Raw genomic sequence first — 26,563 nt, 5'->3', positions numbered from 1 at the left:
CTGGTCCGGAGGCAGGCCCGGGCCTGGGATGCCCGAAGGGCACGGCGAAGCCGCGAAGTCCCAGGGGTGGGCCTGCCGCAGGGCCTGCAGGCCACCCCCTGTCAAGGGGCGCGGGGACCCACACACCACGGACGGCCGCCCCCGACCCGCCCCGCCCCCCACACACCACGGACGGCCGACCGCAGCCCCCCTAACCGAGGACCCCCAAGCCCCCCCAGCCCCCCAAAACTCGCCCCCTCCTCCCCGACCCCCCACAGTGTTCCCGTGACCCCCACACCACCCACACCACCCACAGAGGACCACCACCCCCTCCCCACCCGCCTCAACTGGCTCCGAGCCGGCGTGCTGGGGGCCAATGACGGGGTCATCTCCACGGCCGGTCTGGTGGTCGGGGTCGCGGGGGCCACGACCTCGCGGTCGGCGCTGTTGGCGGCCGGGGTGGCCGGGTTGCTGGCCGGGTCGCTCTCGATGGCGGCGGGCGAGTACGTGTCGGTCAGTTCCCAGCGGGACTCCGAGCGGGCCGCTTTGGAGAAGGAGCGGCGCGAGCTGGCCGCGGATCCGGCGGCCGAGCTGGAGGAGCTGACCGGGCTGCTGGCCGAGCGCGGGCTGAGCCGGGAGGTGGCCCGGGAGGCCGCCGAGCAGCTGACCGAGCGGGACGCGCTGCGCGCGCACGCCCGGGTGGAGCTGGGCATCGAGCCGGACGCGCTGGCCGACCCCTGGCAGGCCGCGTTCGCCAGCTTCGTGTCCTTCACGGCGGGCGCCCTGCTGCCGCTGCTGGCCATCCTGCTGCCGCCGCCGGGGCTGCGGGTGCCGGTGACGGTGGCGGCCGTCCTGGTCGCGCTGGTGGCCTGCGGCCGGGTGAGCGCGCGGCTCGGCGGCGCACCGCCCGGCCGGGCGGTGCTGCGCAACGCCGCCGGCGGCGCCCTCGCCATGGCCGTCACGTACGCCGTGGGGCACCTGCTGGGCACCACAGGGGGGTAGCGGCGTCCGGCAGACCAGGGCGACCAGGCGGATCAGGAGGACCAGGCCGATCAGGTAGACCAGGCAGATCAGCCGGATCAGGCAAACCAGGCAAACCAAGCAGACCAGGCAGACCAAGCGGATCAGGGCCGGTCCCGGGCCGCCCAGACCCGGGACCCGGACCCCAAACCCGGGACCCGGGACCCGGCCCCCGGACCAGGGACCCGGACCCCGACCCGGACGCCCATCCGCCGGACACCCCCCAGGTGACCTCCGGCCGCCGCCCGCTGGGGCAGGATGCGGTCATGCGGATCGTGGTCACCGGCTCGACCGGTCTCATCGGCAAGGCGCTGGTGCGCTCCCTGCGCGCGGACGGGCACGAGGTGGTGCGGCTGGTGCGCCGGCCGCCGGCCGCCCCGGACGAGGCGACCTGGGACCCGCGCCGCGGGTACGTGGCACCGGACGCACTGGCCGGCTGCGACGCGGCGGTGCACCTGGCCGGCGCGGGCGTGGGCGACCACCGCTGGAGCGAGGCGTACAAGAAGGAGATCCGGGACAGCCGGGTGCAGGGCACCCGCACCCTGGCCACCGCGCTGGCGGCGCTGCCCCAGCCGCCGCGGGTGCTGGTCTGCGGCTCGGCGGTCGGCTACTACGGCGACCGCGGGGACCAGGAGCTCGACGAGGACTCCTCCGCCGGTACCGGCTTCCTGCCCGAGGTCTGCGTCGCCTGGGAGGCGGCGGCGGACCCGGCCCGGGCGGCGGGCATCCGCACGGTGCACGCCCGCACCGGCCTGGTGGTCACGGCCGAGGGGGGCGCCTGGGGGCGGATGCTGCCGCTCTTCCGCGCCGGTCTGGGCGGCCGGCTCGGCAGCGGCCGGCAGTACTGGAGCTGGATCTCGCTGCGCGACGAGGTCGCCGCACTGCGCTTCCTGGTGGACGAGGAGTCCCTGGCGGGCCCGGTGAACCTGACCGGCCCCGGGCCGCTGACGAACCGTGAGCTGACCGCCGAGACGGGCCGGGTGCTGCACCGGCCGGCGGTGTTCGCGGTCCCGGCGCCGGCGATCCGGCTGGCCCTCGGCGAGTTCTCGCAGGACGTGCTGAGCAGTCAGCGGGCGCTCTCCCGGCGGCTGTCGGAGGCCGGCTTCTCGTATACGGACCGGACCTACGCCGACGCCCTGCGGTGGGCGCTGGCCACCGGCGCCGGCCGGTAGCGCGCGGGCGGCCGCGGCGGCGCGGTGGCCGGAAACGGCGGCCGCCGGGGCCCGGCCGGGGCGGGGCGGGCGCCGCAACGTGCGGTGAACTCGGGGCGGACGGGCGGGGGCGGATAGCGGACGTGCGCCCCCGGGACCGAATACGACCGTTGTGCGACCGGCGTGCGACCGTATGCGACCGGACTTGCGCCCACTCCCTTGCCGAACTCGGGTTCTGGTGGAGCCGGTTGGGGGAAGGAGGTTCCCCACACCAGCCGCGCCGACCTCGGGGAGGGGCACGTGCTCAGCAGCATGCATCACGCGGACGTCGTCATCGTGGGAGCTGGAGTCGCGGGACTCGCGGCCGCCCACCACCTGATCGGCGCCGGGATCAACGTCGTCGTACTCGAAGCCGCGCAGCAGCCGGGCGGCCGGATGGCCACCGACTCCGTGGACGGCTTCCGGCTCGACCGGATCGGCCAGTTGCTCGACACCTCGTACCCGGAGCTCGGCCGCGCTCCGGGACTGGCGGGGATGACCCTGCGGCCCTTCGCGCCGGGGGTGCTGATCTGCGGGGAGGGCCGGCGCCAGCGCCTGGGCGGCACCCGCACCGCCGCCCGCGCCCTGGCCAGCGGCTCGCTGCCGAACGCCGCGCTGGCCCGGCTGGCCGCGATGCCGCTGGACCGGCTGCTGGCCCGGCCGGAGCGCACCGCCCAGGCGGCCCTGCCGCGGCCGGTGGCGGGGATGCTGCGGCCCCTGCTGGCGACCTTGCTGAGCGATCCGGAACTGGGCACCTCGAGCCGGTGCGCGGACCTGGCCCTGCGGAGCTTCGCGCGGGGCGGGCCGGCGGTGCCGGAGGGCGGCGCGGCCGCGCTGCCGGAGCTGCTGGCCGCGGGGCTGCCGGCCGGCACGCTCTGGACGGGCGTGACGGTCCGCTCGGTGTCCACCAGCGTGGTGCGGACCGAGGAGCACGGCGCGTTCCGGTGCCGTTCGGTGCTGCTGGCGACGGGGGCGCGGGCGGCGGCGGAGCTGCTGCCGGGGCTGCGGGTGCCGGCCTTCCACGAAGTGTCGGTCTTCCACCACGAGGCGCCGGCCGCACCGATGACGGGGGCCTCGCTGCTGCTGGAGGCGGAGCGGCGGGGGCCGGTCGCGCACACCGCCGTGATGTCCTCGGTGGACCCCTCGCGGGCCCCGGCGGGCCGGACCCTGGTCTCCTCGACGGTCCTGGGGCCGCCGCCGCCGGAGGCCGAGGTACGGGCGCACCTGGCGGCGCTGTACGGCACCGCGACCGGCGGCTGGGAGCTGCTGGCCGTCCGGCACACGCCGGAGGCGGTGCCGGCCATGCCGCCGCCGTCGGACCTGCGGCGGCCGGTGCGGGTGCTGGGCGGGCTGTACGTCTGCGGGGACCACCGGGACGCGAACACCGTCCAGGGGGCCCTCTCTTCGGCCCGCCGCGCCGCCGCCTCCGTCCTCACGGACTTCGGCCTCCCGACCCTGACCGACCGCCGCACCCCCGTACCGGCCGCGGCCTAGCCACGCCCCCGGGGCTCAAACTCCCCCAGCTACCGCTGGGAGGTGCCCCCAGCGGGGCTGGATTTTCCAGCCCCGCTGGCGATTGAGGCGACCGCCCCGCCGGCCTACGGCAAGGCCGCCACGCGGTCGCGGTAGCTGCGGACGGCGGCGGCGTCGCGGTACGGCTCGAGGCGGCGCTCGAAGTCGCGGACGTACTCCACCGCCCGCACCGACCGCATCTCCGTGGCCTGCTGCGCCGCCTCCGCCCCCAGCGCACAGGCCTGGTCCAGCTCGCCGAGCCCCAGCCGGGCCGTGGCCAGCACCACCCGGCAGAAGAGCCGGGACCGGGCGTAGCCGGGCGCCCGCAGCTGGAGCGAGCGCTCCGCGTGCTGCGCGGCGGCCCGGTACTGCTGGAGGTCCCGGTGCGCGTGCGCGAACTCGTCCGCCAGCTGCCCCTCGTCGAAGTACCGGGCCCAGTGCGGCACGTCGTCGCCCGGCCGGACCGCCCCCAGCGCCCGCTCGGCCCGCACCAGCGAGGCCGTGCAGGCCCGTACCTCGCCGAGCACGCCGTGCCCGCGCGCCTCCGCCGCGTGCAGCAGCGCCTGCACCACCGGCGGGGCGCCGGTGCCCACGCCCTGCTGGGCGACCCGGGCCAGCTGGACGGCCTCCCGGCCGTGCCCCAGGTACACCGCCTGCCGGCTCATCGTGACCAGCACGTACGACCCGTACGGCCGGTCCCCGGCGGCCTGCGCCAGCCGCAGCGCCTGGACGAAGTACCGCTGCGCCAGGCCGTGCGCGGCGATGTCGTACGAGGTCCAGCCGGCCAGCCTGGTCAGGTCCGCGGCGGCGGCGAAGAGCCGGCGCCCGGTGGTCTCGCCGTAGGTGCCGCGCAGCATCGGCTCGGCCTCGTGCTCCAGGTACCGCACCAGCGCCTGCCGGGCGTGCCCGCCGCCGTAGGCGTGGTCCAGGGCGCGGAACAGCTCGCCGACCGACCGCAGGGCCGCGATGTCCCCGGCGGTCACCCGCTGCCCGGGCCCCCGGTCCACGGCCCGCTGCCGGGGGACGGTGAGCCGCCCCTGTCCCGGTACCCGGGCCGGGGCGGCGAGCTCGCCCCGGCCGACCCGCTCGTCGGGCCGGCCGATCAGCCAGTCGCGGCTGGGCACCACCAGTCCGGCGGGGGTGAAGGCGATCTTGCGGAGTTCGGCGTGGCTGCCGGAGTCCTTGCGCCACAGTCCACTGGCGATGTCCACGGCCTCTTCGGGCGTGGCCGCGAACTCCAGCCCGGCGTAGACCGGGGCGCACGCGTCCAGTCCGAGGTCCTGGGCGGAGAGCCGGCGGCCCAGCCGGCGGGTGAACACCTCGGCGATCAGCGCGGGGGTGGTGCCCCGCGGCTGCTGGCCGCGCAGCCAGCGGGTCACGGAGGTCTTGTCGTACCGGAGATCGAGACCGTGCTCCAGGCCGAGCTGGTCGACCCGCCGGGCGAGCCCGGCGTTGGAGAAGCCCGCCTCCGCGATCAGCGCCGCGAGCTGCCGGTTGGGGACGCGCTGCGGGGGTCGTTCCGTCATGGGCTCCACGGTCTCCTGCCTTGCCTGACCGGGTTTCCGGCCCTGTGAACGGCGTGAATGTAGCGGCCAACTCCCGCTTCGCCGCCCTGTCTGCCCCACATTCATCCGATCGTGCGAAGAACCGCCATGCCCCTTTACGGATCTCCGTGAGCCGCGCGCATAGGCTGCCCGGCATGAACCCGCACCATCCCGCAGATCCACTGCCGGCCCCGGAGATCACCGAGGCGGAGTGCCGCCGGTGCGGGACGCTGATCGCGGGGCTCGACGGGCGGTACGCGTGCGGGGTCTGCGGCTGGGTGAACGACCACTCCGAGGGTCACCGCCGGCTGCCCCGGGCGGAGGAGGACCCGGACTTCCCGCGGGGCCGGCGGCGCCGCAGGCCGCTGCCCGGTCCAGGGCCGGTGGACCTTCCCGGCTGACCGCCGCGGCGCCGCCGTACCCTTGCCGAGTGCGATACGTGCACGGGGCAGTTTCTACGAGGAGGCGCTGCGGTGGCTGAGCTGCGGTTTGTCCGTCTGGGTTTCGGGCCGGACAGGGTCGAGTACACCGAGGCGTGGGAGGAGCAGCGCCGCGTCCACGCCGCCCGCTTCGCGGACGAGATCGAGGACACCTGCCTGCTGCTGGAGCACCCGCCGGTCTACACCGCCGGCCGCCGGACCGCGGACAGCGAGCGCCCGCTGGACGGCACCCCGGTCGTGGACGTGGACCGCGGCGGCAAGATCACCTGGCACGGCCCGGGCCAGCTGGTGGGCTACCCGATCATGAAGCTGCCCCGGCCGGTGGACGTGGTCGCCCACGTCCGCCGCCTGGAGGACGCGCTGATCCTGACCGCGGCCGAGTTCGGCGTCGAGACCACCCGCGTCGAGGGCCGCTCGGGCGTCTGGGTCCTGGGCGACCCGGTCGAGCAGCGCCCGGCGCCGGGCGGCCTGAAGCTGGACTTCGACCCGCGGCTGGCGGACGAGGAGTTCGACCCGCGGCTCAACGGCCCCGAGTACGCCCCCTCCAACGCCGGCCAGCGCCGCGAGGACCGCAAGATGGCCGCCATCGGCATCCGCGTGGCCAAGGGCGTCACGATGCACGGCTTCGCGCTCAACGTGAACCCGGACAGCACCTGGTTCGACCGGATCATCCCCTGCGGGATCCGGGACGCCGGTGTGACCTCCCTCTCGGCGGAGCTGGGCCGGGAGGTCACCATCGACGAGGTGCTGCCGGTCGTGGAGCGGCACCTGGCGGCGGTCATGGCCGGGGCCACGCTGGCCCCGCGCGAGATCGAGCGGCCCGCGGCGGCGCCCGCGGCCGAGCAGGAGCCGGCCGCGTAGCGGTCCGGCCCCGGCTCCGGGGAATGCCCTCGGGCAGTCTCAGGTTGGCCGGACGTAAGAGCGTACGAATTACGGGCGTACCCTGGTGGGCGCCGAGGAATCAAAGTCACAGGGAGCCGGTCGTGTCCGCAGTCGCACCCGACGGACGCAAGATGCTGCGCCTGGAGGTCCGTAACGCCCAGACCCCCATCGAGCGCAAGCCCGAGTGGATCAAGACCCGGGCGAAGATGGGTCCCGAGTACACCGCCATGCAGAAGCTCGTGAAGAGCGAGGGCCTGCACACGGTGTGCCAGGAGGCCGGTTGTCCGAACATCTACGAATGCTGGGAGGACCGCGAGGCCACCTTCCTCATCGGTGGCGACCAGTGCACCCGGCGCTGCGACTTCTGCCAGATCGACACCGGCAAGCCCGAGGCCCTGGACCGGGACGAGCCGCGCCGCGTGGGCGAGTCCGTGGTCACCATGGACCTGAACTACGCCACCATCACCGGCGTCGCCCGCGACGACCTGGCCGACGGCGGCGCCTGGCTGTACGCCGAGACGGTGCGCCAGATCCACCAGCAGACCGCCGGCCGCGAGGGCGGCCACACCAAGGTCGAGCTGCTGGCCCCCGACTTCAACGCCGTCCCGGAGCTGCTGGAGGAGGTCTTCGCCTCCCGCCCCGAGGTCTTCGCGCACAACGTGGAGACGGTGCCGCGGATCTTCAAGCGGATCCGCCCCGGCTTCCGCTACGAGCGCTCCCTCGACGTGATCACCCAGGCCCGCGCGTACGGCCTGGTGACCAAGTCGAACCTGATCCTCGGCATGGGCGAGACCCGCGAGGAGGTCAGCGAGGCGCTGCGCGACCTGCACGCCGCGGGTTGCGAACTCATCACGATCACGCAGTACCTCCGGCCCTCCCCGCGGCACCACCCCGTGGAGCGCTGGGTGAAGCCGGCCGAGTTCGTGGAGCTGGCGAAGGAGGCCGAGGAGATCGGCTTCTCGGGCGTGATGTCCGGCCCGCTGGTGCGTTCCTCGTACCGCGCCGGCCGCCTGTACCAGCAGGCGATGGAGAAGCGCGCGAGCGTCTGATGCACACCTCCCGGAGCGGTCCGCAGCCTCGTGCCGCGGACCGCTCCGGCGGTTGCGGGCCCGCTCCGGACCCGTGACCCGACTCACGCTGCAGGGCCCGCACCAGCGGTCACATAGCGCGCTCCTGCCGCGTCAAGGTTTCATCACCGTTTGACCGACCGGTCACGCGCTGGTAACACCGGTCAGTGACGATTGCTCCACGCACCGCACACGACTCAGGCCGAGCGCACCACGAAGGGACCGTCATCATGCAGGCCGCGCCCGTACGCGCCACCGCCATCCCGACCGTCACGGACGCACTCCGGGCGGTCGAGACGCTCCTGATGCGCACCGCCCGCCGCAACGCCTGGACCGCGGTGCTCGAGGACCGCCGCCGGGCCAGCGACCGGGTCGAAACCGAGCACGCACTCGAGGCCGTGGCTACCCGTCTGCCGTAAGACACGTAAACTTCGGTACATGGCGAGGAAGGCAAACGCAGCCGAGGCTGCGAACTCCGGGCGACTCAAGCAGATCGCACTGACGTACAAGATGACGAGCAAGGCCGACCCCAAGGTCGGGCTGATCGTCGCAGGTGTGGGCATCCTCACGCTCGGTGTCTTCCTCGCGATCGGTTTCCTCATCGGACACCCGGTCTATCTGGGCATCCTGGGCTTCCTGCTCGCCTTCCTGGCGATGGCGATCGTCTTCGGCCGCCGGGCCGAGCGGGCCGCCTTCGGCCAGATGGAGGGCCAGCCCGGCGCCGCCGCGGCCGTCCTGGAGAACGTCGGCCGGGGCTGGACCACCACGCCGGCCGTGGCGATGAACCGCAACCAGGACATCGTCCACCGCGCCGTCGGCAAGGCCGGCATCGTGCTGGTGGCCGAGGGCAACGCGAACCGTCTGAAGACGCTGCTCGCGGCCGAGAAGAAGAAGATGAACCGGATCATGCCGGACGTCCCGGTGCACGACATCATCGTCGGCACGGGCGAGGGCGAGGTCCCGCTCAAGAAGGTCCGCACCACCCTGCTGAAGCTGCCGCGCGTGCTGGCCGGCCCGCAGGTCACCACGGTCAACGACCGGCTGCGCGCGATGGGCGACCTGATGAGCAACATGCCGCTGCCCAAGGGGCCCTTGCCCGGCCGTGGCGGCGCCCGCATGCCGCGCGGCGGGAAGATGCGCTGACCGCGCAGACCGCTCCTCGTACCTGACACGTCGAAGGGCCCCGGGAACTCGCTTCCCGGGGCCCTTCCGCGTACCCGTACCCGTACCCGCGGGGCGTGCGACGGGTACGCGCGGCCCTCGGGAGCCGGTCCGGGGCGGCGGTACAACCTTGGCCGGGCCTCGTCCGTCTCCCCTCCGGAAGCGATCGCACGATCACTCACCTCACGGGGGAAACTTGATGCTCTCCGTCTCTGCCGGCCGTCGCAACGGGCGCGTGCTCGCCACGATGGCGGCGCTGGCCACCGTCGCCGGGGCCGTGCCCCTGCTCGCCGCCGCACCGGCCACCGCCGCGGCCCCGGTCCCGCAGCCGTGGACCTCCGCGGCCAAGGTCACCGGCACGAACGCGCCCACCGGCGTCCAGGAGCTCGTCACCACGGCCGACGGCGCCGCGGTGGCGCTCTGGAACCAGCTCCCGGCCGGTTCCGGCGGCAAGCAGCGCCGGCTGTACGCGGCCGTACGGCCGGCCGGCAGCGGCACCTGGGGCGCGCCCCGGCAGCTGGCCGTGACGCCCACCGACGCGGGCGTGGCCAAGCTGGTGACCGCGGGCTCCCGGGTCGTGGCCGTCTGGACGGAGTTCCCGGACAGCACGGGCCCGGGCGACGAGGGGCAGACCCTCGGCCGGATCATGAGCTCCACCCTGTCGGCCGGTACCTGGTCCGCGCCGGCGAGCGCGCTGGGCCCGGCCGACCGGCGCTACCTGTCCGGCCTGGACGTGGCCGCGGGTCCGGACGGCTCGGTGACCGCCGTGTGGCGGGAGCGCCCGCTGGCAGGCGACACCTGGGGGATCACCACCGCCACCCGGGCCTCCGACGGCAGCTGGTCCGAGCCCGTCCGGGTGGACGACGTGGGGGCCGACAGCACCGACCGGGTCGAGGGCGGCGAGGTGGCCGTCGACGCGCGCGGCACGGCGGTGATCACCTTCCTGGAGACCAACCCCAGGTGGGAGTACCGGGTGCGGACCGTGACCCGGCCCGCCGGGTCGGCCGGCTGGGCGAAGCCGGTCACGGTGGCCTCGCACTCCTACACGATGGGCCTCCCGCAGGTCTCCGCCGGGCCGACCGGCACCATGGCCGTGAGCTGGTGGTCCGAGAACATCAACACCGGCGCCCGGACCATCGCGGTGGCATCGGCCGAGGACGTGCGGGCCGGCTGGGGCGCGGCCCTGCCCGTCGCCCGCGCCGAGGGGCTGACGGGGACCCCCGAGCCGCAGATCGGCCCGGACGGCGACCTCACGGTGGCCTGGGAGGACTGGGACGGGGACTACTACACCACCGCGGCGAGCCTGCCGGCGGGCGCCGCGCAGTGGTCGCAGCGCGTGGTCCTCTCCACCGGCAAGGTGTCCGGGCGGTCCGAGGTCTCGACCGCGGGGGACGGCACCGTGCGCGTGCTGTGGACCCAGGAGCAGGCCGACGGCTCGGGCCGGCAGCTGATGCAGGCCGTCCGCACCACCGACGACAAGTGGAGCGCCGGCGCCGAACTGGCCGGGTCCCGCGCCGACGCGGCCCACGGCGACATCGCAGCCGGTCCGGGCGGCACGGCCACGGCCGTGTGGACGGGGACGACCGGTGGGGCGTCCTACCTGTGGAGCGCCCGGGCGAGCGCGGACGCCCCGGTGGAGGTGACCTCCTCGTACGCCCCGCGCACGGCCGACCTGGCCGGGAGCAGCAGCTCCAGCACCGTCTGGGACCCGTGGTGGAAGCTGAACCGGCCGGTCGCCGGCTGGTCGCTGACCCTCACCGACGCCGCGGGCAAGGCGATCCGGGTCCGCACCGGCAGCGCCACCACCCAGAAGATCGCCGCCGCCTGGAACGGCCGCACCCTGGGCGGCGCACCCGCCCCCAACGGTCCGCTGAGGTGGCGGCTGGCGGCCGCGCCCGTGGGGTCGGCCACCAGGACCGTCCTGGCCACCGGCACCGTCACGATCACCGGCGGCGCGGCCGTGCGCCACGACTACGGCAGCGCCGCCGGCCGGCCCGACGGCATCGGCGACGCGGTCGTGCTCACCCCGAGTGGAGACGTCCGGTCCATCTTCGGCGACGGCGCCACCGGCAGGTTCGAGGGCAGCGCCACCGGCTACGGCTGGCTCCCGGGCATCCGTCCGGTCCCGATCGACGACATGGACGGCGACCGCTGCGACGACCTGCTCGTCCGCAGCAGCGCCGGACAGCTGCGCCGCTACACGCCCGCCTGCGGGACGCCCGTCACCCCGCGCACCCGCAACAAGCTGATCGGCGGCGGCTGGAACCAGTACGACGTGCTCACCTCACCCGGTGACGTCACGGGCGACGGCGCGGCGGACCTGGTCGCCCGCAACCCCGCCACCGGGGCGCTCTACCTGTACGTGCGCACGAGCCAGGGGGTGTTCGCCCCCCGCGTGCAGATCCCGGGGACGTACAAGGGCTACAAGAAGATCGTGGGCGCCGGGGACCTCGACGGCGACGGGCGCGGCGACCTGGTCCTCCAGGACGGCGGCAACGAGCTGTGGCGCATGAGCGGCCTGGGCCGCGGCAGGTTCGCCGCCCGGGTCAAGATCGCCGACAACTGGGGCGCCGGGTACGACGCCGTGGTCGCCCCGGGCGACATGAACGGCGACGGCCGGGCGGACCTCGTCGCCCGCGACGGCCACGGCACCGTCTGGCGGTACGACGGCACCGGCCGCGGCACCTTCGGCGCCCGCACCAAGGTCGCCACCGGCTGGCAGGGCTACGCCGGGCTGTACTGACCCGGGCCGTACCGACTCTGACCGCTGCGGCGGTCGGGCCCCTTCGGCGGATGCGCCGGGTCCGTCAGAAGCGGACCTGGACCGAGCCGGCGGCGCGGTCGTGCAGGCCCCGGCCGTCCCGGTCGAAGACCACCGCGGGCAGCACCAGGACCAGCAGCAGGCTGCGCAGCAGCACGCGGAAGAAGCCGAGGCGGGCGCCGTTGACCGCGACCACCCGAATGCCGAGGATCCGCTTTCCGGGCGTGAAGCCCACGGTGCCCACGGTCAGGACGCTGAGGACCAGGAACACCAGCAGCGGCCAGTTGCCCATCGCCAGCCAGTCACGGTGGGCGATGAGCCCGAATACGATCAACAGGCACAGCGCCCAGTCGATGGAGATGGCGGCGAGCCGGCGGCCGGCCCGGGCCACGGAACCCGGGCCCTCCTTGGGCAGACCCAGGCGCTCGCCCCGGTACCCGAAGTCGACGCCCATCTCCTCGGCCGTCGCCCGGGGGCCCGAGAGCCACGATCCGATTACTTGTCTGTTGTCCACCCGTCCACGGTACCCGCCCCGGAATGCGGATCTTCGGGGGCTCCGGGCCCCGCTGCGGCGTGCTCGGGCACCCGGCGACCGCGGCCAGGTTAACTTGTGCGAAACAAATGGGTCATGCTTGAGAAATCCCGTCTGCTTATGGTCGGGTCAGCGTGCGCCACCGCACTGACGCACCACGAGCTATGCAAACCCGCTCCCGCCCCGGGGGTCGGGGGTAGGAGGAGTTGGATGTTCCAGAACGCCGACGACGCGAAGAAGTACATCGCGGACAACGACATCAAGTTCGTTGATGTCCGGTTCTGCGACCTCCCGGGTGTGATGCAGCACTTCAGCATCCCGGCGAAGGCGTTCGACCCGTCCGAGGAGCTGGCCTTCGACGGCTCCTCGATCCGCGGCTTCCAGGCGATCCACGAGTCGGACATGGCGCTGCGCGCCGACCTGTCGACCGCGCGCCTGGACCCGTTCCGCCGCGACAAGACGCTCAACATCAACTTCTTCATCCACGACCCGATCACGGGCGAGGCCTACAGCCGCGACCCGCGCAACATCGCGAAGAAGGCCGAGGCGTACCTGGCCTCCACCGGCATCGCCGACACCGCGTACTTCGGCCCCGAGGCCGAGTTCTACGTGTTCGACTCGGTGCGCTTCGCGACCTCCGCGAACGAGGGCTTCTACCACATCGACTCCGAGGCCGGCGCCTGGAACTCCGGCAAGGAGGAGAACAACCGCGGCTACAAGGTCCGCTACAAGGGCGGTTACTTCCCGGTCGCCCCGGTCGACCACTTCGCCGACCTGCGCGCCGAGATCTCCCTCGAGCTGGACGCCCAGGGCCTCCAGGTCGAGCGCCAGCACCACGAGGTCGGCACCGGCGGCCAGGCCGAGATCAACTACAAGTTCAACACGCTGCTCGCCGCGGCCGACGACCTGATGCTCTTCAAGTACATCGTGAAGAACGTCGCCTGGCGCAACGGCAAGACCGCGACCTTCATGCCGAAGCCGATCTTCGGTGACAACGGCTCGGGCATGCACGTCCACCAGTCGCTGTGGCAGAACGGCGACCCGCTGTTCTACGACGAGACCGGCTACGCGGGCCTCTCGGACACCGCCCGCTACTACATCGGCGGCATCCTCAAGCACGCCCCGTCGCTGCTGGCCTTCACCAACCCGACGGTGAACTCCTACCACCGCCTGGTGCCCGGCTTCGAGGCCCCGGTCAACATGGTGTACTCGCAGCGCAACCGCTCCGCGGCCATGCGCATCCCGATCACCGGCTCGAACCCGAAGGCCAAGCGCGTCGAGTTCCGCGCGCCGGACCCGTCGTCCAACCCGTACCTCGCCTTCTCGGCGCTGCTGCTGGCCGGCCTCGACGGCGTGAAGAACAAGATCGAGCCGATGGAGCCGATCGACAAGGACCTCTACGAGCTCGCTCCCGAGGAGCACGCGGCGGTCCCGCAGGTCCCGACCTCCCTGGACGCGGTGCTCACCGCCCTGGAGAACGACAACGAGTACCTGCAGGCCGGCGGTGTCTTCACCAGCGACCTGATCGAGACCTGGATCGACTACAAGCGCCAGCACGAGATCGCCCCGATCCAGCTGCGCCCGCACCCGCACGAGTTCGAGCTCTACTTCGACCTCTAGGCCGGCCGGTCCCCTCGGGGGACCCCGGCCGGGACCTGCCGACGGCCCCCGGTCCCGCTCTTCCGAGCGGGACCGGGGGCCGTCGCTTTTGACATGCCGCGGGGGCGGGGGGACGGTGGAAGAGGGGCTCCACACGGACGAACCGACATGTGCGGAGGTGCATGGACATGCGCCGCAGGATCGTTGCAGGGGTCATCACCGGAGCGCTCGGGCTCAGCCTCGGGCTGCTGCCGGCCGTCAGCGCATCGGCCACGGACGGATGGCGTCGCTGCGACGACCGTCACGTGACCGACTGGCGCTGGTGGGACCACTGCTGCAACCGCGACTGGAACGACCGCCCGAGCTGGTGCTGGGACGACGTGAGCAGCCAGAGCGACCCGGCCTGGAACCACCACGACCACGGGAACGACAACCACTGGAACGACGGCCACTGGAACGACCACCGCAACGGCAACGGCAACTGGAACGGCGACGACCGCGGCAACGGCCGCGGCGACGGCGGCGGCCCCCGCGACGGCCGGTGACCACACCGGCCGGTGACCGCGGGTCGGTCACGTATCGTCGGCCGTGGCCGGCTCTGGTACCCGCCAGGTGATCTGGAACCGGCGTTCCGGCGATAGTGACGGACGGCCCACCACTCGGATCTCCTTGATCAGGTAGTCGAATACCTGGCGATGGGCCTCTTCCGATACCTCGTCCCAGCTTTCGGGTGTCAGCGTCATCACTTCCCGCATCAGCCCGGCATCGGCCTCAGCCCGGATCATCTCGGTCCGCTCGTCCGGACTCAGAGTCGTATCGGCACGCATGGCCGCGATGGACCGTGGGAGGAGATTGGGCTCGTCCCGGAGCCGCCGCCGGACCTCCTGACAGCCGTACCGAAAAACCTCGTACGCCTGGTCGACTTCGTACCATTCCGGCGGTCGGTAGCCGAAGGGAGCGCCGCCCTCCGCTCCGATGTAGTCGCCCTTCAGAATGCGTAGCAGAGCACGCAGAGCGAACTCGGCACCCGCCTCCTCGATCAGACGCACCCCGGCACTCACCCATTGGTCTTCGGAGATCAACGGCTCGTGGGGAACGGCGAGGGACGGATGGATCTCGATGGCGGTCGCCGGGTTGAGGATCAGTCCGGCGACCGCCTCGCCCGTCCACCGGCCATCCTCCCCGCCCCACCCCTCGGACAGCGCCAGTTCCCGACCGGACTTCATACCCCGGTTTTCGCCTTCCTGGACCTCCCGCCACAAGGGGAAGAAGCGTGCGACCTCGGAGGCGGGATCCCTAGGCGGATCGACACACATCGCGGCGAGTGCGCCGACGATCGACTGCACAGTCTCCCAACGCGGTACGACCCGGCCTTTGAGCGTCGTGCGGACAGCCTCGTGGCTGGGCGATGCGGGATGATCGCCCGCCGCGATGAGCGTGCTGACCCTCCGCATTCCCGGGCGGCCCGCCGCCCTGTGCAGTTCCTCCAGAGCCTCGACCAGTCGGCCGTGTGCCTCGGTCGGTAAAGGTCTGTGCCTCGTTGTCATGGTGTCCCGCGCTCCCTGGCTCTGCCCATCGGTCCGGTCATCCCGTCAGATAGCGCCAGATCCTACGAACCAGCAGGCCGGGGCTGGGCCAGATCGCGTCAACTCCGTCAGACAGCGACAAGTACCCACGACCGGCCCCCAGCATGGAAAGGGCACCACGTCGATCTGGTGCCCTTTCCGGAGGAGCCGCCCCCGTGCACATCCCTGCCTACGCCCATCCCACGATCCGGTCCGCGGTGCCCGTGCTGCCCACCTCTCGCCACGTCGCCGCGCTGGATTGCTGTTTCTGCGACGAGCCCTTCGGCGATCGGCTGCCCGTACCGCTGGGGCCCAGTAGTACGTCCGGGTTCTTCGGTTGTCACAGCTGCCTGCGGCAGTTGGTTTCCCGGGCGCGGCAGAGCCGCGACGATGCCTTCGCCCGCAGCGTCGAGCAGGCGGAAGAGGAGGCAGCGGCCTGGCGCGCGGCACGCGGCCGACACCTGGCCGATCTGGACCGGGTCCGGCTGGCGGCCGACACCGTGGTCGCGTTCGCCGGCGCCGGAGAGGTCGAGGCCCTGCGGATGGCCTGGCTGTTGGTCTCCCTTGAATCCGCCCACGCCTGGGCGACGGATTATGCCCCCGCGCCACCCCCGACCGTGCAGATTCCCGACACCGAGCTGAAGGAGGGGAGATTCCAGCTCGACCTCGCGATGGTCTCGGCACGTGAAGCAGTGGCCGAGCGACTCGCGTACCACCTGATCAACGAGTCCCAGCCCGTCGATCCGGAACTGTGTGCCGAGCTCGAGTGCCCGGACGACTGTTCAGGTCGTCATGACGACGTGCACATCGATTGCGGACCGGACCAAATCTTCGAAGACCTGGCCGAAGCCGGGCAGCAGCTCCCCGGGCATGGGGGCCTGCTCGAGCAACCTGTCGCGCGGCAGGACGGTACGCAGCCTTGAGGTGGGACGACCTGACCTTGGCCATCCTGGCCAGCTGCGGCTGCCTCACGCTCCTGCTGACGCAGGTGGACGAGGTGCTTACACGGCTCCCGAAAATCATCCGCTCCTGGCGGCGGATCCGCCAGGAGTGGACTGGATGCGGGAGGACGGAGGCCGAGGGGCATGACCGCACCTGCACCGGAGGGGAGGACGGGTGACGGGACCGCGGGCACGACCCCGCACCCGGCCGGGCGGTCGTCGAGTCTCAGGGCATCAGGGAGCGGACCAGTTTGCAGGTGGTGTTGGAGGGGCGGTGGATGCCGGTGCGGGCGGCCAGGGTGCGGATCTTGCGGTTGGTGGCGCGCTTCGCGTCGTAGGTGCCCGAGTCCAGCAGGGATATGGCCAGCCGCATGGCCTTCAGGCGGCGGTTGTGGTTCTCGTACCACTCGCGCGGCAGGCCGGCCGGCAGCGGCTTCTTCTTGACGGGCACAGGGACGGAGACGGGTACGCGGACGCGTACGGCAGCGGTCATCGGCAGCCTCCCGAGGGCGGTGTCGGACTGTCCTTCACTGTTTCGATTTTACTGCCGGGCACTGACAAAAGGCCCTGGCCAGCGGCTACTTCAGGGGCCCTGCGGGGCCTCTGCGGGGCCCCTCGCGGGCGGGTACCGTGTGCGGCATGGAGATCTGGATCAACCCGGCCTGTTCCAAGTGCCGCAGCGCCCTGCACCTGCTCGACGAGGAGGGCGCCCAGTACACCGTCCGCCGCTACCTGGAGGACGTGCCCACCGAGGACGAGATCCGCGCGGTGCTGGCGCGGCTGGGGCTGGAGCCCTGGGACATCGTCCGCACCGCCGAGGCCGAGGCCAAGGAGCTGGGGCTGAAGGACTGGCCGCGGGACGAGGCCGCCCGGGACCGGTGGGTGGCCGCCCTGGCCGGGCACCCCAAGCTGATCCAGCGGCCCATCATCACCGCCGAGGACGGCAGCGCGGTGGTGGCCCGGACCCCCGAGGCGGTCCGGGACGCGCTCACCCGGAGCGTGTCTTGACGCTGCGCTGACCTGGTGTCTCGTACGTTGGCGGCGACCGCGGGGGTGGCTGTGGAGGGAACGACGTGCACGACGACCCGACCGCCGGGCCCGCCCCGGCGCCCGGCGCCCCGGCGGGCCCGGGCACCCCGCAACCGGCCGCGGCGGCCGCCACTCCGGCCCCCGAGCCGGGGCCGGTCCCAGGGCCTGTTCCCGGTCCGGACGCGGGCCGCCGGGCCGGCTCCGAGTGGGTCTTCGGCGGTGTCTACGGCACCGTCCTCTCCAGCGCGCTGCTGGCCGCCCTCCAGAACTCCGGCGAGTACACGCCCTTCTACGACGCGGCCTGGGTGCTGGTGACGGTCGGCGCGGCCGGGCTGGTGCACGGCTACGCCCACCACATGTCCACGCACGCCGCGGCCTACCCCGACGCGCCCGGCGGCCACCGGTGGCGGCAGCTGGGCCGGGCGCTGCTGGACGAGTGGCCGATGGTGGTGGCCGCGCTGCCGACCGTGGTGCTGCTGTTCCTGGCCGGGCTCGGGGACTGGGCCGAGCCCGCGGTGACCGCCACCGGGCTGGGGCTGAACACCGGCCTGCTCTTCGCCTGGGGTGCCTTCGCGGCCCTGCGGACCGGCTACCGGCTGGCGTCGGCGCTGGTCATCGGGGTGGCGGACGCGGCGATCGGGCTGGCGATCGTGGTGGCCAACGCCGTCATCAAGTGACCCACCCGCATCAGATGCCCCGCCCATATCAAGTGACCCACCCGCATCGGACGACTCACCCGCAGGGTTCGACGGCTGCCCGGTCCTCCGCCGTCAGCTGGGCCTCGGCCTCGGCCAGCAGCTCCGTCAGCCGGCGGCCGAACTCCGCGTCGCAGGGGTGCGGGGTGCCGGTCCGGGCCGCCGTCAGCAGGGCGTCCAGCGCCCGTCCGTAGGCGCCCGGTACGTCCGTCCAGTCCGGCAGCTCCGCCACCCCGGGCGCCCCGCGCAGCTCCAGGCCCACCCCGGCCGCGGCCCGCGGCGCGCTCAGGGTGAGGGCGGCCGTGCTGGAGGCCCCCGAGGCGTGCCGCAGGACCAGGTGGACCAGGTCGGCCGGGCCCCGGGCGGCGCTGACCGAGGTGACCTCGCCCAGGACGGGGATCAGCACGGACAGGGCGTGCGGCCCCACGTCCCACAGCCCGCCCTTCTGCCGCCGCCACGGCGAGGCGGCGTACGGGCTCTGCTCCCCGTCGGGCGGGTAGACGGCGCCGAACCAGTGGGCCCGGCCGTGCAGCCAGCCCGGCCGGCCCGCCTGCTCCCGGATCCAGCCGGCGGCCGGTTCGGCGAAGCGCAGGGTGAGGAAGACGATGCTGGCCACGCCGTGCCGGGCGGTGGCCCCGGCCAGGTCCCGGGCGCCCTCGACGGTGGTGGCCACCGGCTTGTCGAGCAGCAGGTGGCAGCCGGCCGCGGCGGCCCGGACGGCGAGCGGGGCCTGCACGTCCGGCGGCAGGGCGAAGGCCGCCACGTCACAGTCCGCGAAGAGCGCGTCCGGTGATTCGTACACCTTCACGCCGTACTCCCGGGCGAGTTCCGCGGCGGCGTCCGCGTTGCGGCCCCAGATCCCGGCGAAGTCGGAGCCGGCGTGGGCGGCCAGGGCGGGGGCGTGGGTGCGGGCGGCCCAGGGGCCGGTACCCAGCAGGCCGACGCGCGGGCGCCGGGCGCCGGGGGTGGCGCCGCCGCCGGGGCCCGCGGCATCACCGGAGTTCAAATCGTACGAAATGGTCACCCGCACAGTGTGCCGTACGGGTGCCGCCGGACCCGGGAGCGGCCCGGGGGCTCGGTAACACGGGGTTCACACACGGGCAACGGTCGGGAAATCGCACCTTGGCACGCTGCGGTCAACACCGCAGCGTGCGCAGCGACGCGCAGCGCGCCACCCGCAGCAGCACCGCGAGCCGAAGGATGAGTCCCGTGACGTACAAGGCCGAGTACATCTGGATCGACGGCACCGAGCCGACGGCCAAGCTCCGTTCCAAGACGAGGATCCTGGCCGACGGTGCGGAGCTGCCCATCTGGGGCTTCGACGGTTCCAGCACCAACCAGGCCGAGGGCCACGCCTCGGACCGGGTGCTCCAGCCGGTCTTCTCCTGCCCGGACCCGATCCGCGGCGGTGACAACCTCCTGGTGCTGTGCGAGGTCCTGAACATCGACCTGACCCCGCACGAGTCCAACACCCGCGCGCTGCTGCGCCCGGTCGCGGAGAAGTTCGCCGCCCAGGAGTCGATCTTCGGCATCGAGCAGGAGTACACCTTCTTCGACGGGGACCGCCCGCTCGGCTTCCCGGTCGGCGGCTTCCCGGCCGCGCAGGGCGGCTACTACTGCGGCGTCGGCGCGGACGAGATCTTCGGCCGCGAGATCGTCGAGAAGCACCTCGACCACTGCCTGGCCGCCGGGCTGAGCATCTCCGGCATCAACGCCGAGGTCATGCCCGGCCAGTGGGAGTTCCAGGTCGGCCCGGTGGGCCCGCTGGAGGTCTCCGACCAGCTGTGGATCGCCCGCTGGCTGCTCTACCGCACCGCCGAGGACTTCAACGTCTCGGCCACGCTGAACCCGAAGCCGGTCAAGGGCGACTGGAACGGCGCGGGCGCGCACACCAACTTCTCCACCAAGGCGATGCGCGAGGACTACCGTGCGATCGTCGCGGCCTGCGAGGCGCTGGGCGAGGGCAGCAAGCCGATGGACCACGTCAAGAACTACGGCGCCGGCATCGACGAGCGCCTGACCGGCCTGCACGAGACCGCCCCGTGGAACGAGTACAGCTACGGCGTCTCGGACCGCGGCGCCTCGGTCCGCATCCCGTGGCAGGTCGAGCAGGACGGCAAGGGTTACATCGAGGACCGCCGCCCCAACGCCAACGTCGACCCGTACGTCGTCACCCGGCTGATCGTCGACACCTGCTGCACCGGCCTGGAGAAGGAGGGCCTGGTCTGACCGCATGGTGAGACCGGGTCCCATCAGGGGAGCTGACGGGCCGTCCGACGGCCCGACCGGGGAGCGCCCGCCGTACTCACGGCGGGCGCTCCGTCGTATGCCCGAGGGGTTCGCGGCGCTTCATCCGCTTCGCACCGGAGGATCCGTCTCACGGAATTCGAACTTCCGGATCTGCTGGCTGAGACGGGACTACGACGGGAGCGTGTCGTCTGCTTCAATGGGGCCATGGCCAGCCATCCGCACACCTCGACAGGTCGCAGCGACCTCGAGCCTTTCTGGCCCTCCCGTCAGCATCACGACTTCGACCGGGTGTGTTGCCGCGCGAAGAACGCGCCGGCCCTCTAACGCCTTTCCTTCCACAGGTTCAGGCCTTCGGTCTGCGCGGTACGACGCACGTCTCCTCCGACGACTCTCCGCGTGAAAGAGCTGACCACTCATGGCGAACACCCGTTCCTTCTCCGTCCCGTCCTCCGCTGCGACCGCGACCCTGCCGTTCCCGGCGGCCTCCGCCGCCCCCGCCCTGACCCCGGCCGCCGGGGCCGCGGGCCACGCCCCCTCCCCCAACCGCCACCGACTGCGCTCCGTCGGCCGTGACGAGGTCGCCCGGGTGGTGGACTTCCTGCCGCCCGGCGCCACCTGGCTGCCGGCTCCCCCGCACTCCCTGCCCAGCCTGCCGGGCCAGCCGCCGATGGTCGGCTACCTGGTGCTGGTACCGGCCGACGAGGCCCCGCAGCCGCCGGTGGCCCCGGTCCCGGCCCTCGCGGCGGCCGGTCCGCTCGCGGAGTCCGTCGTCACCGGGGACGCGCTCGTCCGCATCGACAACGCCCGGCGCACGGCCGAGGTCGACGGCCGGGAGCTGGACCTCACCTACCTCGAGTTCGAACTCCTCGCCCACCTGGTGGCCAACCCCCACCGGGTGCACAGCCGCGACCAGTTGGTGACCACGGTCTGGGGCTACGGGCACGTGGGCGACGGCCGCACCGTCGACGTCCACGTCGCCCGGCTGCGGCGCAAGCTCGGCGCCGCGCACCGCGGGGCCATCCAGACCGTCCGGCGCGTGGGGTACAAGTACGCGCCGTGAGCCGGCTGAACGGCGGCGGGCCCGCACTCCCTCCCGGGGGTGCGGGCCCGCCTCCTCACATCCGTCCGGGCGTCAGGCCGTACGGGCCGCCCGGACCCGGGCCACGGCCACGTCCAGCACCAGGAACGCCAGCAGGCTGATCCCGAGCAGCGGCACGAACCAGCCCACCAGCGCCGTCAGGGCGGCCAGCGGCAGCAGCACGGCCGGCGGGACCTTCCGCCAGGCGCCCGGCGGCACCGCGCGGCCGGCGCTCAGCAGCCGGTCCTTGGTCGGCCGGCGCAGCCACCACATGCGGTAGCCCCACAGGGTCAGCAGCACCACGGCCGTGCCGAGCGCGGCCAGCGCCAGCTGGTTGACCAGGCCGAAGAGGTAGCCCATGTGGACGTCGATGCCCCAGCGGGTGAGCTTGGCGAGCAGCGGGTAGTCGGCGAAGCGCAGGGTGTCCATGACCGTGCCGTCGGCCGGGTCCACCGACACCGAGTCGAGGTGGGTGGGGAACTCCCGGTCCCGCTCCTTGACCACGTACCCCTTGCCCTCGGCGGGCAGCGAGATCTGTATCTGCGTGTCGACCCCGGCGGCCCGGGCCGCCTCGGCCACCCGGTCGATGCCCACGTCCTTGCCCGCGGGCATCGGCATGTCCATCTTCGCGCCGCCGGGCATGTGGTGGCCGGCGTGCTCGCCGCCCCCGGTCTCCGGCGCGCCCGGGACCGCGGCCGCCACGCTCGGGGTGGCGCCGCCGAGCCGGTCCTGGAGCTGCCCGATGTTCTCGCCCGCGTACGTGGACCAGGTCAGGCCGGTCGCGGAGAGGACCACCAGGCCGGCCACCGACCAGAGGCCGACCGTGCCGTGCCAGGACAGGGTCCGGCGGCGGCCGGCGCTGCCGCGCTCGGGCAGCAGCAGGGCCTTGCGGGAGGCCCGCCGGCGGCCCAGCCACAGGGCGAGCCCGCCGAGGCCGACCACCCACATCCAACTGGCGGCCAGCTCGCTGTAGATCCGGCCGGGCTCGCCCAGCTGGAGGTTGCTGTGGAAGGCGGAGAGCCAGGCGCGCAGCGGGAGCGCGTCGCCGGAGGTCTCCAGGGCGCCGCGGACGTGCGCGGTGTAGGGGTCGACGAAGACGGTGAGGTCGTGGCCCTCCTCCGTCACCTTCGGGCTGGTCATGATGACGCGGGTGGTGGCACCGGCCTCGGGGGCCGGCCAGACCGCGGTCACCACGCCGTCCGGTTCGGCCGCCTCGGCGGCCTTGACCTGGGCGACCAGCGGGGTGACGGAGTCCCGGACGGGAGCGGTCAGTTCGTGCCGGTAGACCAGCTGCTCGGCCGGCAGGGCGAGCGCGTACAGGGTGCCGGTGACGGCGGCGAGCAGCAGGACGGGGGCGATGAGCAGCCCCGCGTAGAAGTGCATGCGCATGAGCAGCGGGCGCAGCGCGCTCCAGGTGGAGCGGCCGGCGGGCGGCTCGGGGGTGCGGTTGTCGTCCTCGACGGACGGGATCCCCTTCACGGGATCGATGACGGCCATGACGGTCCTCGGTGTTGGCGCAGACATGGGGAAACCGGCCCCTGGCCGCGCCGGGCCGCCGTCTGTCTCAGGCGGGGGCGCACCGGCCGGGGGCCGTGGTGCTCGGTGCTCGCAGCACCGGAGGTCCGCGCCGGACCAGGCTGTGTGCGGGGAGCGCGCCGCGCAGCCGGCGCCGCGGGCGGGCGGCGGCGGGGCGGGGGCGGCGCGGGGGTGCGGCGGGGGCGAGCGCCCGGACCAGGGCGACGGCCCGCCGGACCGGGGCGAAGGCGCGCAGCGCCACGACCCGGGCCAGCCGGAACACGGCCGCCTCGCCGCGGGCCAGCCACAGGGCGCAGAACACCCCGGCCAGCACGTGCGCCAGCACCATCCCGGCCATGCCGCCGTGGCCGCTCATGTCCATGGCGGACATCGCCATGTGGCCCATGGGCGGGTGGCCCATGGAGGTGCCCGCGTCCATGGGCATCGACATGTCCATGGAGGGATCCATCGGCATGTCCATCCGCATGGCGTGGTGCGCGGGCGGGGCGCCGGTGGCGGGCGGTGCGGTCTCGGTGCCGGCGAAGGCCAGGTGCAGGCTGCCCTGTACCGCGAGCAGTCCGCTGGAGATGGCGGCGGTGCCGCGCTGCCGGCCGGCGGCCGCGTAGGCGAGGGCCCCGGTCAACCCGAGGGCCCCGAGCAGCACGAGCGGCGGAATGTCATGCCCAGACATGTACGAATGCCCCACCGCGGCCAATGCCACGCACACCGCCGCAAACATCGCGGCCCGCACAGCACGCATCGGCGCAGGACTCCAGAACATGACCGGCCCATCTTTCCATCCGCCCCGCGGGGCTCCCTTACCGGGTGCCCCCGGTGTGACCCCGGCGCTCGTATCGGTTTTTATGGTCATACGACGATCAGTCGTCTTTGTTGCCGAGTGAGCTGGAGCCGTGCCCATGACCGCCACCGCCGCCCCGTCCACCACCGTGGCCAACCTGCGCGACCTCGGGGGCACCCCGCTGAGCGGCGGCGGGAGCGTACGGCGCGGGCTGGTGCTCCGGTCGGGGCAGCTGGACCGGCTGGACCTGGCCGCGGACCCGGTGGTGGCGGCGCTGGGGCTGCGGACCGTCCTGGACTTCCGGACCGACGCCGAGCGCCACGACCACCCCGACCGGGTGCCGGCCGGGGCGCGGCTGCTGGTGGCCGACGTCCTGGCGGACAAGGTGAACTCGGGCGAGATGCCGGCCGCGGCGCAGCTCAAGCACCTGCTGGCGGACCCGATCGTGGCCGAGCGGGAGCTGGGCGGCGGGCGGGTGGAGAAGCTGTTCGAGCAGACCTACCGGTCCTTCGTCAGCTCCGGTTCGGGCCGGGCGGCCTACCGGACGCTGCTGACCGAGCTGGCGGACCCGGCCGCCGGGCCGCTGCTCTTCCACTGCACGGCGGGCAAGGACCGCACCGGCTGGGCGGCGACGGTGCTGCTCACCCTGCTGGGTGCGGACGAGGAGACGGTGATGGCCGAGTACCTGTCGGTCAACCCGGCGGTCCGGCAGGCCTTCGCGCCGATGATCGAGGGCTTCGCGGCCTCCGGCGGCAACCCCGACATCGCCCTGGCGCTGATCGGCGTGGTGCCCTCGTACCTGGCGGCGGCCCTGGACGAGGTCGCGGTGCGGTACGGGTCGATGGAGAAGTACGTGCGGGAGGGCCTGGAGGTCTCCGACGAGGCGGTGGCGGCGATCCGGGCGCGGCTGGTCGTCTGAGGCGGGCGCGGTCCGGCGCCCGAGGCCGGGCGCGCCGGTTCGTCCGAGGCGGGGCGCGGCCGGTCGGCCGAGGGGCGGACGTCCGCCGCGGCGCCTCCGCGGCGGTGACCATCCGACCATTCGCTCGTTCTGCTGAACGTGCGTACCCCGGATGCCACCCGCGTGGCCGACCAGACCACCGGCCAGCCCGCCCGCCCCGCCCAGGCGCAGGCCCAGGCGGAGGCCGTCATCGCCGAGCACTACGGGCGGCTGGTGCGGATCGCCTATCTGGTGCTGCCGCCCTCGCCGGGGCGGCACCGGCGGGTGCTGACCGCACACGCGCTCGCCCAGCGGGCGCTGCCGCGGGCCCGGTCCGCGGCGCTGCCGGCCCAGCGCGGCGGGCGCCGGGCCCCCGGCGGGAGCGCCGCGGCGACCGGGTACCCGGAGGTCCGGCTGCGGGTGCTGCGCGCCGCGCTGGAGGCCGGCCGGCCGCTGCGCCGCGGGGCCCTGCCCCGGCGGGCCCAGCTGCCGGGGCTGCTCCCCCAGGTGTGGGGGCTGCGGGTGTTCCCCCGGGCCGGCGGGGCCGAGGAGCTGGCGCTGGACCAGTGGCTGGCGACCCTCAGCGGGCCCGGCCGGGCGGCGTACGTGCTGCGGGCGCTGGAGCGGCTGCCCGCGGACGAGGTCCGGCGGGTGCTGGCCGAGGCCGGTGCGGCCGATCCGGCCGGGGCGCTCGCGGAGGCGGGCGAGGCGGACTCCGACGCCCTGCTGGACTCCCCCGAGTTCGACCCCTGCGTACTCCAGGTCCGCCCCACCGACCTGCTGCGCCGCCGCCGGCTGGGCCGGGCCGCGCTGGCCGCGGTGGCCGCCGCGGCGGTGGCCGGCACCCTGCTGGCGCTGCCGGGCGGCGGCTGGGGCGCGGACGGTGCCGCGGCCCCGCTCTACGCCCGCAACAGCGCCGCCGAGCAGGCCCTGGACCCGGCGCTGCTGACCCGGGCCGGGGCCACGGACTGGCGTACCGGATCGCGTACCGACTTCGCGGCCTGGCCCGCGCGCGGCGGCCGCACCGGCGACACCGCGCTGCTGCGCCGGGCGCTGGCGGTCTGGGCGCGGCCCGGCGCGAGCGTGCACGTCTCGGCGACCCCGGGCACCCCGTCCGGCCCCCCGATGGGCCCCCCGCAGCTGCTCTTCGCGGGCGAGGTGGACGAGGCGGTCGTGGTGCTCCTGTACGACGGGCTGCGGGTGGTGCGGTACGCCGAGCCGCGCACCGGCACCGCGGTCGCCGCGCTGGACTTCGCCCGGGCCGACGCGGCCACCGCCGACACCGCGACCGCGGTGGTGCTGAGCCGGGTGGACGGCAACGTCCGCTACCTGACCGCGCCCTGGGTCCGGTCCGTGGCGGTGCGCGACCTGCTGGAGCCGGCCACCGCGCCGGCCGAGGTGCACCTGACGGACGGGGTGACGGCGCCGGTGGCCGGTCCGGCGCTGGACCGTTCCTGCGCCACCTGGAACGCCCTGGAGCTGGCCTCGGCCGCGCCCACCCGGCTGGTCACCGACCTGGGCGAGCTGATCCCGGCCCGGCTGACCTCGGGCCCGCCCGGCTCCCCCCACGAGGTCGCCGGCGCCACCGAGCTGGGCCGCTGGGCCCGGACGGCCTGCCTGCTCCCGGCGGTCCGGGCGCACGGCGTCCGCTCGGTCAACTCCTGGACGTACGCCGAGCAGAAGCTGCCGGAGGCCTCGGGGACGGCTGCCTGGGTGTGCACCCGGGCGGAGACCTGGCGGGGCGCGCAGGACCGGGTACTGGCCGAGTTCCAGGCGCCGGGCACGGGTCCCGGGGCGCTGGTGGCGAGGGCCGAGGGCGGGCCCGACTGCGGTTCGAGGCGTCCTCGAGCGCTTGCGGGGGTGTTGTGGAAGTCCGGTGGCGGACACTGGTACGTGCTGGCCGCGGGGAGCGGGCAGTTCGCCTCGGTGACGGTCGGCGGCGCGGTGCACGGTACGGCCCCGGGCCACCGGATCGCGGTCCCGGCCCGGGCCGGGGCGCAGGTGGAGCTGAGCGGGAAGCTGTCCGACGGCAGCCGGGTGGGCGTCATCCGGTAGCCGCGGGGGCGG

General features: G+C 74.0%; 25 protein-coding genes. 18 read left to right on the top strand and 7 right to left on the bottom strand.

What is annotated here, in order from left to right:
• The first annotated feature begins 264 nt into the window (after window positions 1–264).
• From AB0O40_RS11430 to AB0O40_RS11420, 3 genes are all read left to right on the top strand, one after another.
• The gene (locus tag AB0O40_RS11430; RefSeq protein ID WP_365038411.1) at window positions 265–981 is read left to right on the top strand and encodes a VIT family protein; all 717 of its coding nucleotides are present in this window, start codon (window positions 265–267) and stop codon (window positions 979–981) included.
• A gap of 284 nt (window positions 982–1,265) precedes the next feature.
• Complete coding sequence (locus tag AB0O40_RS11425; protein WP_365038408.1) at window positions 1,266–2,171, top strand: TIGR01777 family oxidoreductase; 906 nt, start codon at window positions 1,266–1,268, stop codon at window positions 2,169–2,171.
• Window positions 2,172–2,450: 279 nt separating this feature from the next.
• Window positions 2,451–3,683, top strand: coding sequence for an FAD-dependent oxidoreductase (locus AB0O40_RS11420; protein WP_365038405.1), 1,233 nt, complete (start codon window positions 2,451–2,453; stop codon window positions 3,681–3,683).
• Window positions 3,684–3,787: 104 nt separating this feature from the next.
• On the opposite strand, the gene AB0O40_RS11415 is transcribed toward AB0O40_RS11420, so the two are convergent.
• The gene (locus AB0O40_RS11415) at window positions 3,788–5,227 is read right to left on the bottom strand and encodes a regulator (RefSeq protein WP_365038402.1); all 1,440 of its coding nucleotides are present in this window, start codon (window positions 5,225–5,227) and stop codon (window positions 3,788–3,790) included.
• A gap of 173 nt (window positions 5,228–5,400) precedes the next feature.
• Here AB0O40_RS11415 and AB0O40_RS11410 point away from each other — a divergent pair, with 173 nt between their 5' ends.
• From AB0O40_RS11410 to AB0O40_RS11385, 6 genes are all read left to right on the top strand, one after another.
• Complete coding sequence (locus tag AB0O40_RS11410; protein WP_365038399.1) at window positions 5,401–5,646, top strand: hypothetical protein; 246 nt, start codon at window positions 5,401–5,403, stop codon at window positions 5,644–5,646.
• A gap of 72 nt (window positions 5,647–5,718) precedes the next feature.
• Entirely contained in the window at window positions 5,719–6,546 is an 828-nt protein-coding gene (gene lipB, locus AB0O40_RS11405; protein ID WP_365038396.1) for a lipoyl(octanoyl) transferase LipB, read from the top strand.
• Between the two features lie 122 nt (window positions 6,547–6,668).
• Window positions 6,669–7,616 carry a lipoyl synthase gene (lipA, locus tag AB0O40_RS11400; protein ID WP_365038393.1) on the top strand — a complete coding sequence of 316 codons (948 nt, stop codon included), beginning with the start codon at window positions 6,669–6,671 and terminating at the stop codon, window positions 7,614–7,616.
• Window positions 7,617–7,864: 248 nt separating this feature from the next.
• Window positions 7,865–8,053 (top strand): hypothetical protein, encoded by a 189-nt coding sequence (locus tag AB0O40_RS11395; protein ID WP_365038390.1) that lies wholly within the window; start codon window positions 7,865–7,867, stop codon window positions 8,051–8,053.
• 19 nt (window positions 8,054–8,072) lie between these two features.
• Window positions 8,073–8,777: a DUF4191 domain-containing protein gene (locus AB0O40_RS11390; RefSeq protein WP_365038387.1), complete on the top strand. Its 705-nt coding sequence runs from the start codon at window positions 8,073–8,075 to the stop codon at window positions 8,775–8,777.
• A gap of 217 nt (window positions 8,778–8,994) precedes the next feature.
• Entirely contained in the window at window positions 8,995–11,538 is a 2,544-nt protein-coding gene (locus AB0O40_RS11385) for a VCBS repeat-containing protein (RefSeq protein WP_365038384.1), read from the top strand.
• A gap of 64 nt (window positions 11,539–11,602) precedes the next feature.
• Here AB0O40_RS11385 and AB0O40_RS11380 read toward each other — a convergent pair whose 3' ends face one another.
• Window positions 11,603–12,070 carry an RDD family protein gene (locus tag AB0O40_RS11380; protein WP_365038382.1) on the bottom strand — a complete coding sequence of 156 codons (468 nt, stop codon included), beginning with the start codon at window positions 12,068–12,070 and terminating at the stop codon, window positions 11,603–11,605.
• Window positions 12,071–12,298: 228 nt separating this feature from the next.
• Here AB0O40_RS11380 and glnA point away from each other — a divergent pair, with 228 nt between their 5' ends.
• Together glnA and AB0O40_RS11370 are read left to right on the top strand one after the other, a co-directional pair.
• Entirely contained in the window at window positions 12,299–13,708 is a 1,410-nt protein-coding gene (gene glnA, locus AB0O40_RS11375; protein WP_365038379.1) for a type I glutamate--ammonia ligase, read from the top strand.
• Between the two features lie 167 nt (window positions 13,709–13,875).
• Window positions 13,876–14,232: a hypothetical protein gene (locus AB0O40_RS11370; protein ID WP_365038376.1), complete on the top strand. Its 357-nt coding sequence runs from the start codon at window positions 13,876–13,878 to the stop codon at window positions 14,230–14,232.
• 27 nt (window positions 14,233–14,259) lie between these two features.
• Here the strand turns inward: AB0O40_RS11370 and AB0O40_RS11365 are convergent, their stop codons facing one another.
• Window positions 14,260–15,234 carry a hypothetical protein gene (locus AB0O40_RS11365; RefSeq protein WP_365038373.1) on the bottom strand — a complete coding sequence of 325 codons (975 nt, stop codon included), beginning with the start codon at window positions 15,232–15,234 and terminating at the stop codon, window positions 14,260–14,262.
• Between the two features lie 194 nt (window positions 15,235–15,428).
• Between AB0O40_RS11365 and AB0O40_RS11360 the strand changes: the two genes are divergently transcribed.
• Window positions 15,429–16,175, top strand: a complete 747-nt coding sequence (locus tag AB0O40_RS11360; protein WP_365038371.1) for a hypothetical protein — start codon at window positions 15,429–15,431, stop codon at window positions 16,173–16,175.
• A gap of 244 nt (window positions 16,176–16,419) precedes the next feature.
• Here the strand turns inward: AB0O40_RS11360 and AB0O40_RS11355 are convergent, their stop codons facing one another.
• Window positions 16,420–16,686: a hypothetical protein gene (locus AB0O40_RS11355; RefSeq protein ID WP_365038368.1), complete on the bottom strand. Its 267-nt coding sequence runs from the start codon at window positions 16,684–16,686 to the stop codon at window positions 16,420–16,422.
• A 146-nt stretch (window positions 16,687–16,832) separates the two neighbouring features.
• Between AB0O40_RS11355 and AB0O40_RS11350 the strand changes: the two genes are divergently transcribed.
• Complete coding sequence (locus AB0O40_RS11350; protein ID WP_365038365.1) at window positions 16,833–17,201, top strand: arsenate reductase family protein; 369 nt, start codon at window positions 16,833–16,835, stop codon at window positions 17,199–17,201.
• 65 nt (window positions 17,202–17,266) lie between these two features.
• Window positions 17,267–17,899: a hypothetical protein gene (locus AB0O40_RS11345; protein ID WP_365038362.1), complete on the top strand. Its 633-nt coding sequence runs from the start codon at window positions 17,267–17,269 to the stop codon at window positions 17,897–17,899.
• A gap of 55 nt (window positions 17,900–17,954) precedes the next feature.
• Here the strand turns inward: AB0O40_RS11345 and AB0O40_RS11340 are convergent, their stop codons facing one another.
• A complete protein-coding gene (locus tag AB0O40_RS11340) occupies window positions 17,955–18,923 on the bottom strand; it encodes a Gfo/Idh/MocA family oxidoreductase (RefSeq protein ID WP_365038435.1) in 969 nt (322 codons plus the stop codon).
• Between the two features lie 203 nt (window positions 18,924–19,126).
• On the opposite strand from AB0O40_RS11340, the gene glnII reads away from it, so the two are divergent.
• Both glnII and AB0O40_RS11330 read left to right on the top strand, forming a co-directional pair.
• Window positions 19,127–20,146, top strand: coding sequence for a glutamine synthetase (gene glnII / locus AB0O40_RS11335; protein WP_365038359.1), 1,020 nt, complete (start codon window positions 19,127–19,129; stop codon window positions 20,144–20,146).
• 436 nt (window positions 20,147–20,582) lie between these two features.
• Window positions 20,583–21,227, top strand: coding sequence for a winged helix-turn-helix domain-containing protein (locus AB0O40_RS11330; protein WP_365038356.1), 645 nt, complete (start codon window positions 20,583–20,585; stop codon window positions 21,225–21,227).
• Between the two features lie 72 nt (window positions 21,228–21,299).
• Here AB0O40_RS11330 and AB0O40_RS11325 read toward each other — a convergent pair whose 3' ends face one another.
• Window positions 21,300–22,634 (bottom strand): PepSY domain-containing protein, encoded by a 1,335-nt coding sequence (locus AB0O40_RS11325; protein ID WP_365038432.1) that lies wholly within the window; start codon window positions 22,632–22,634, stop codon window positions 21,300–21,302.
• Window positions 22,635–22,809: 175 nt separating this feature from the next.
• Window positions 22,810–23,451 (bottom strand): hypothetical protein, encoded by a 642-nt coding sequence (locus AB0O40_RS11320; RefSeq protein WP_365038353.1) that lies wholly within the window; start codon window positions 23,449–23,451, stop codon window positions 22,810–22,812.
• A 226-nt stretch (window positions 23,452–23,677) separates the two neighbouring features.
• On the opposite strand from AB0O40_RS11320, the gene AB0O40_RS11315 reads away from it, so the two are divergent.
• A complete protein-coding gene (locus AB0O40_RS11315; RefSeq protein WP_365038350.1) occupies window positions 23,678–24,478 on the top strand; it encodes a tyrosine-protein phosphatase in 801 nt (266 codons plus the stop codon).
• Between the two features lie 162 nt (window positions 24,479–24,640).
• A complete protein-coding gene (locus AB0O40_RS11310) occupies window positions 24,641–26,551 on the top strand; it encodes a hypothetical protein (protein WP_365038429.1) in 1,911 nt (636 codons plus the stop codon).
• Window positions 26,552–26,563: the final 12 nt, after the last annotated feature.

This window comes from Streptomyces sp. NPDC089919, from assembly GCF_040684615.1.
In the GTDB taxonomy this organism is placed as follows: Bacteria; Actinomycetota; Actinomycetes; order Streptomycetales; family Streptomycetaceae; genus Streptomyces.
This window is presented reverse-complemented; position numbering and strand designations above follow the sequence as displayed.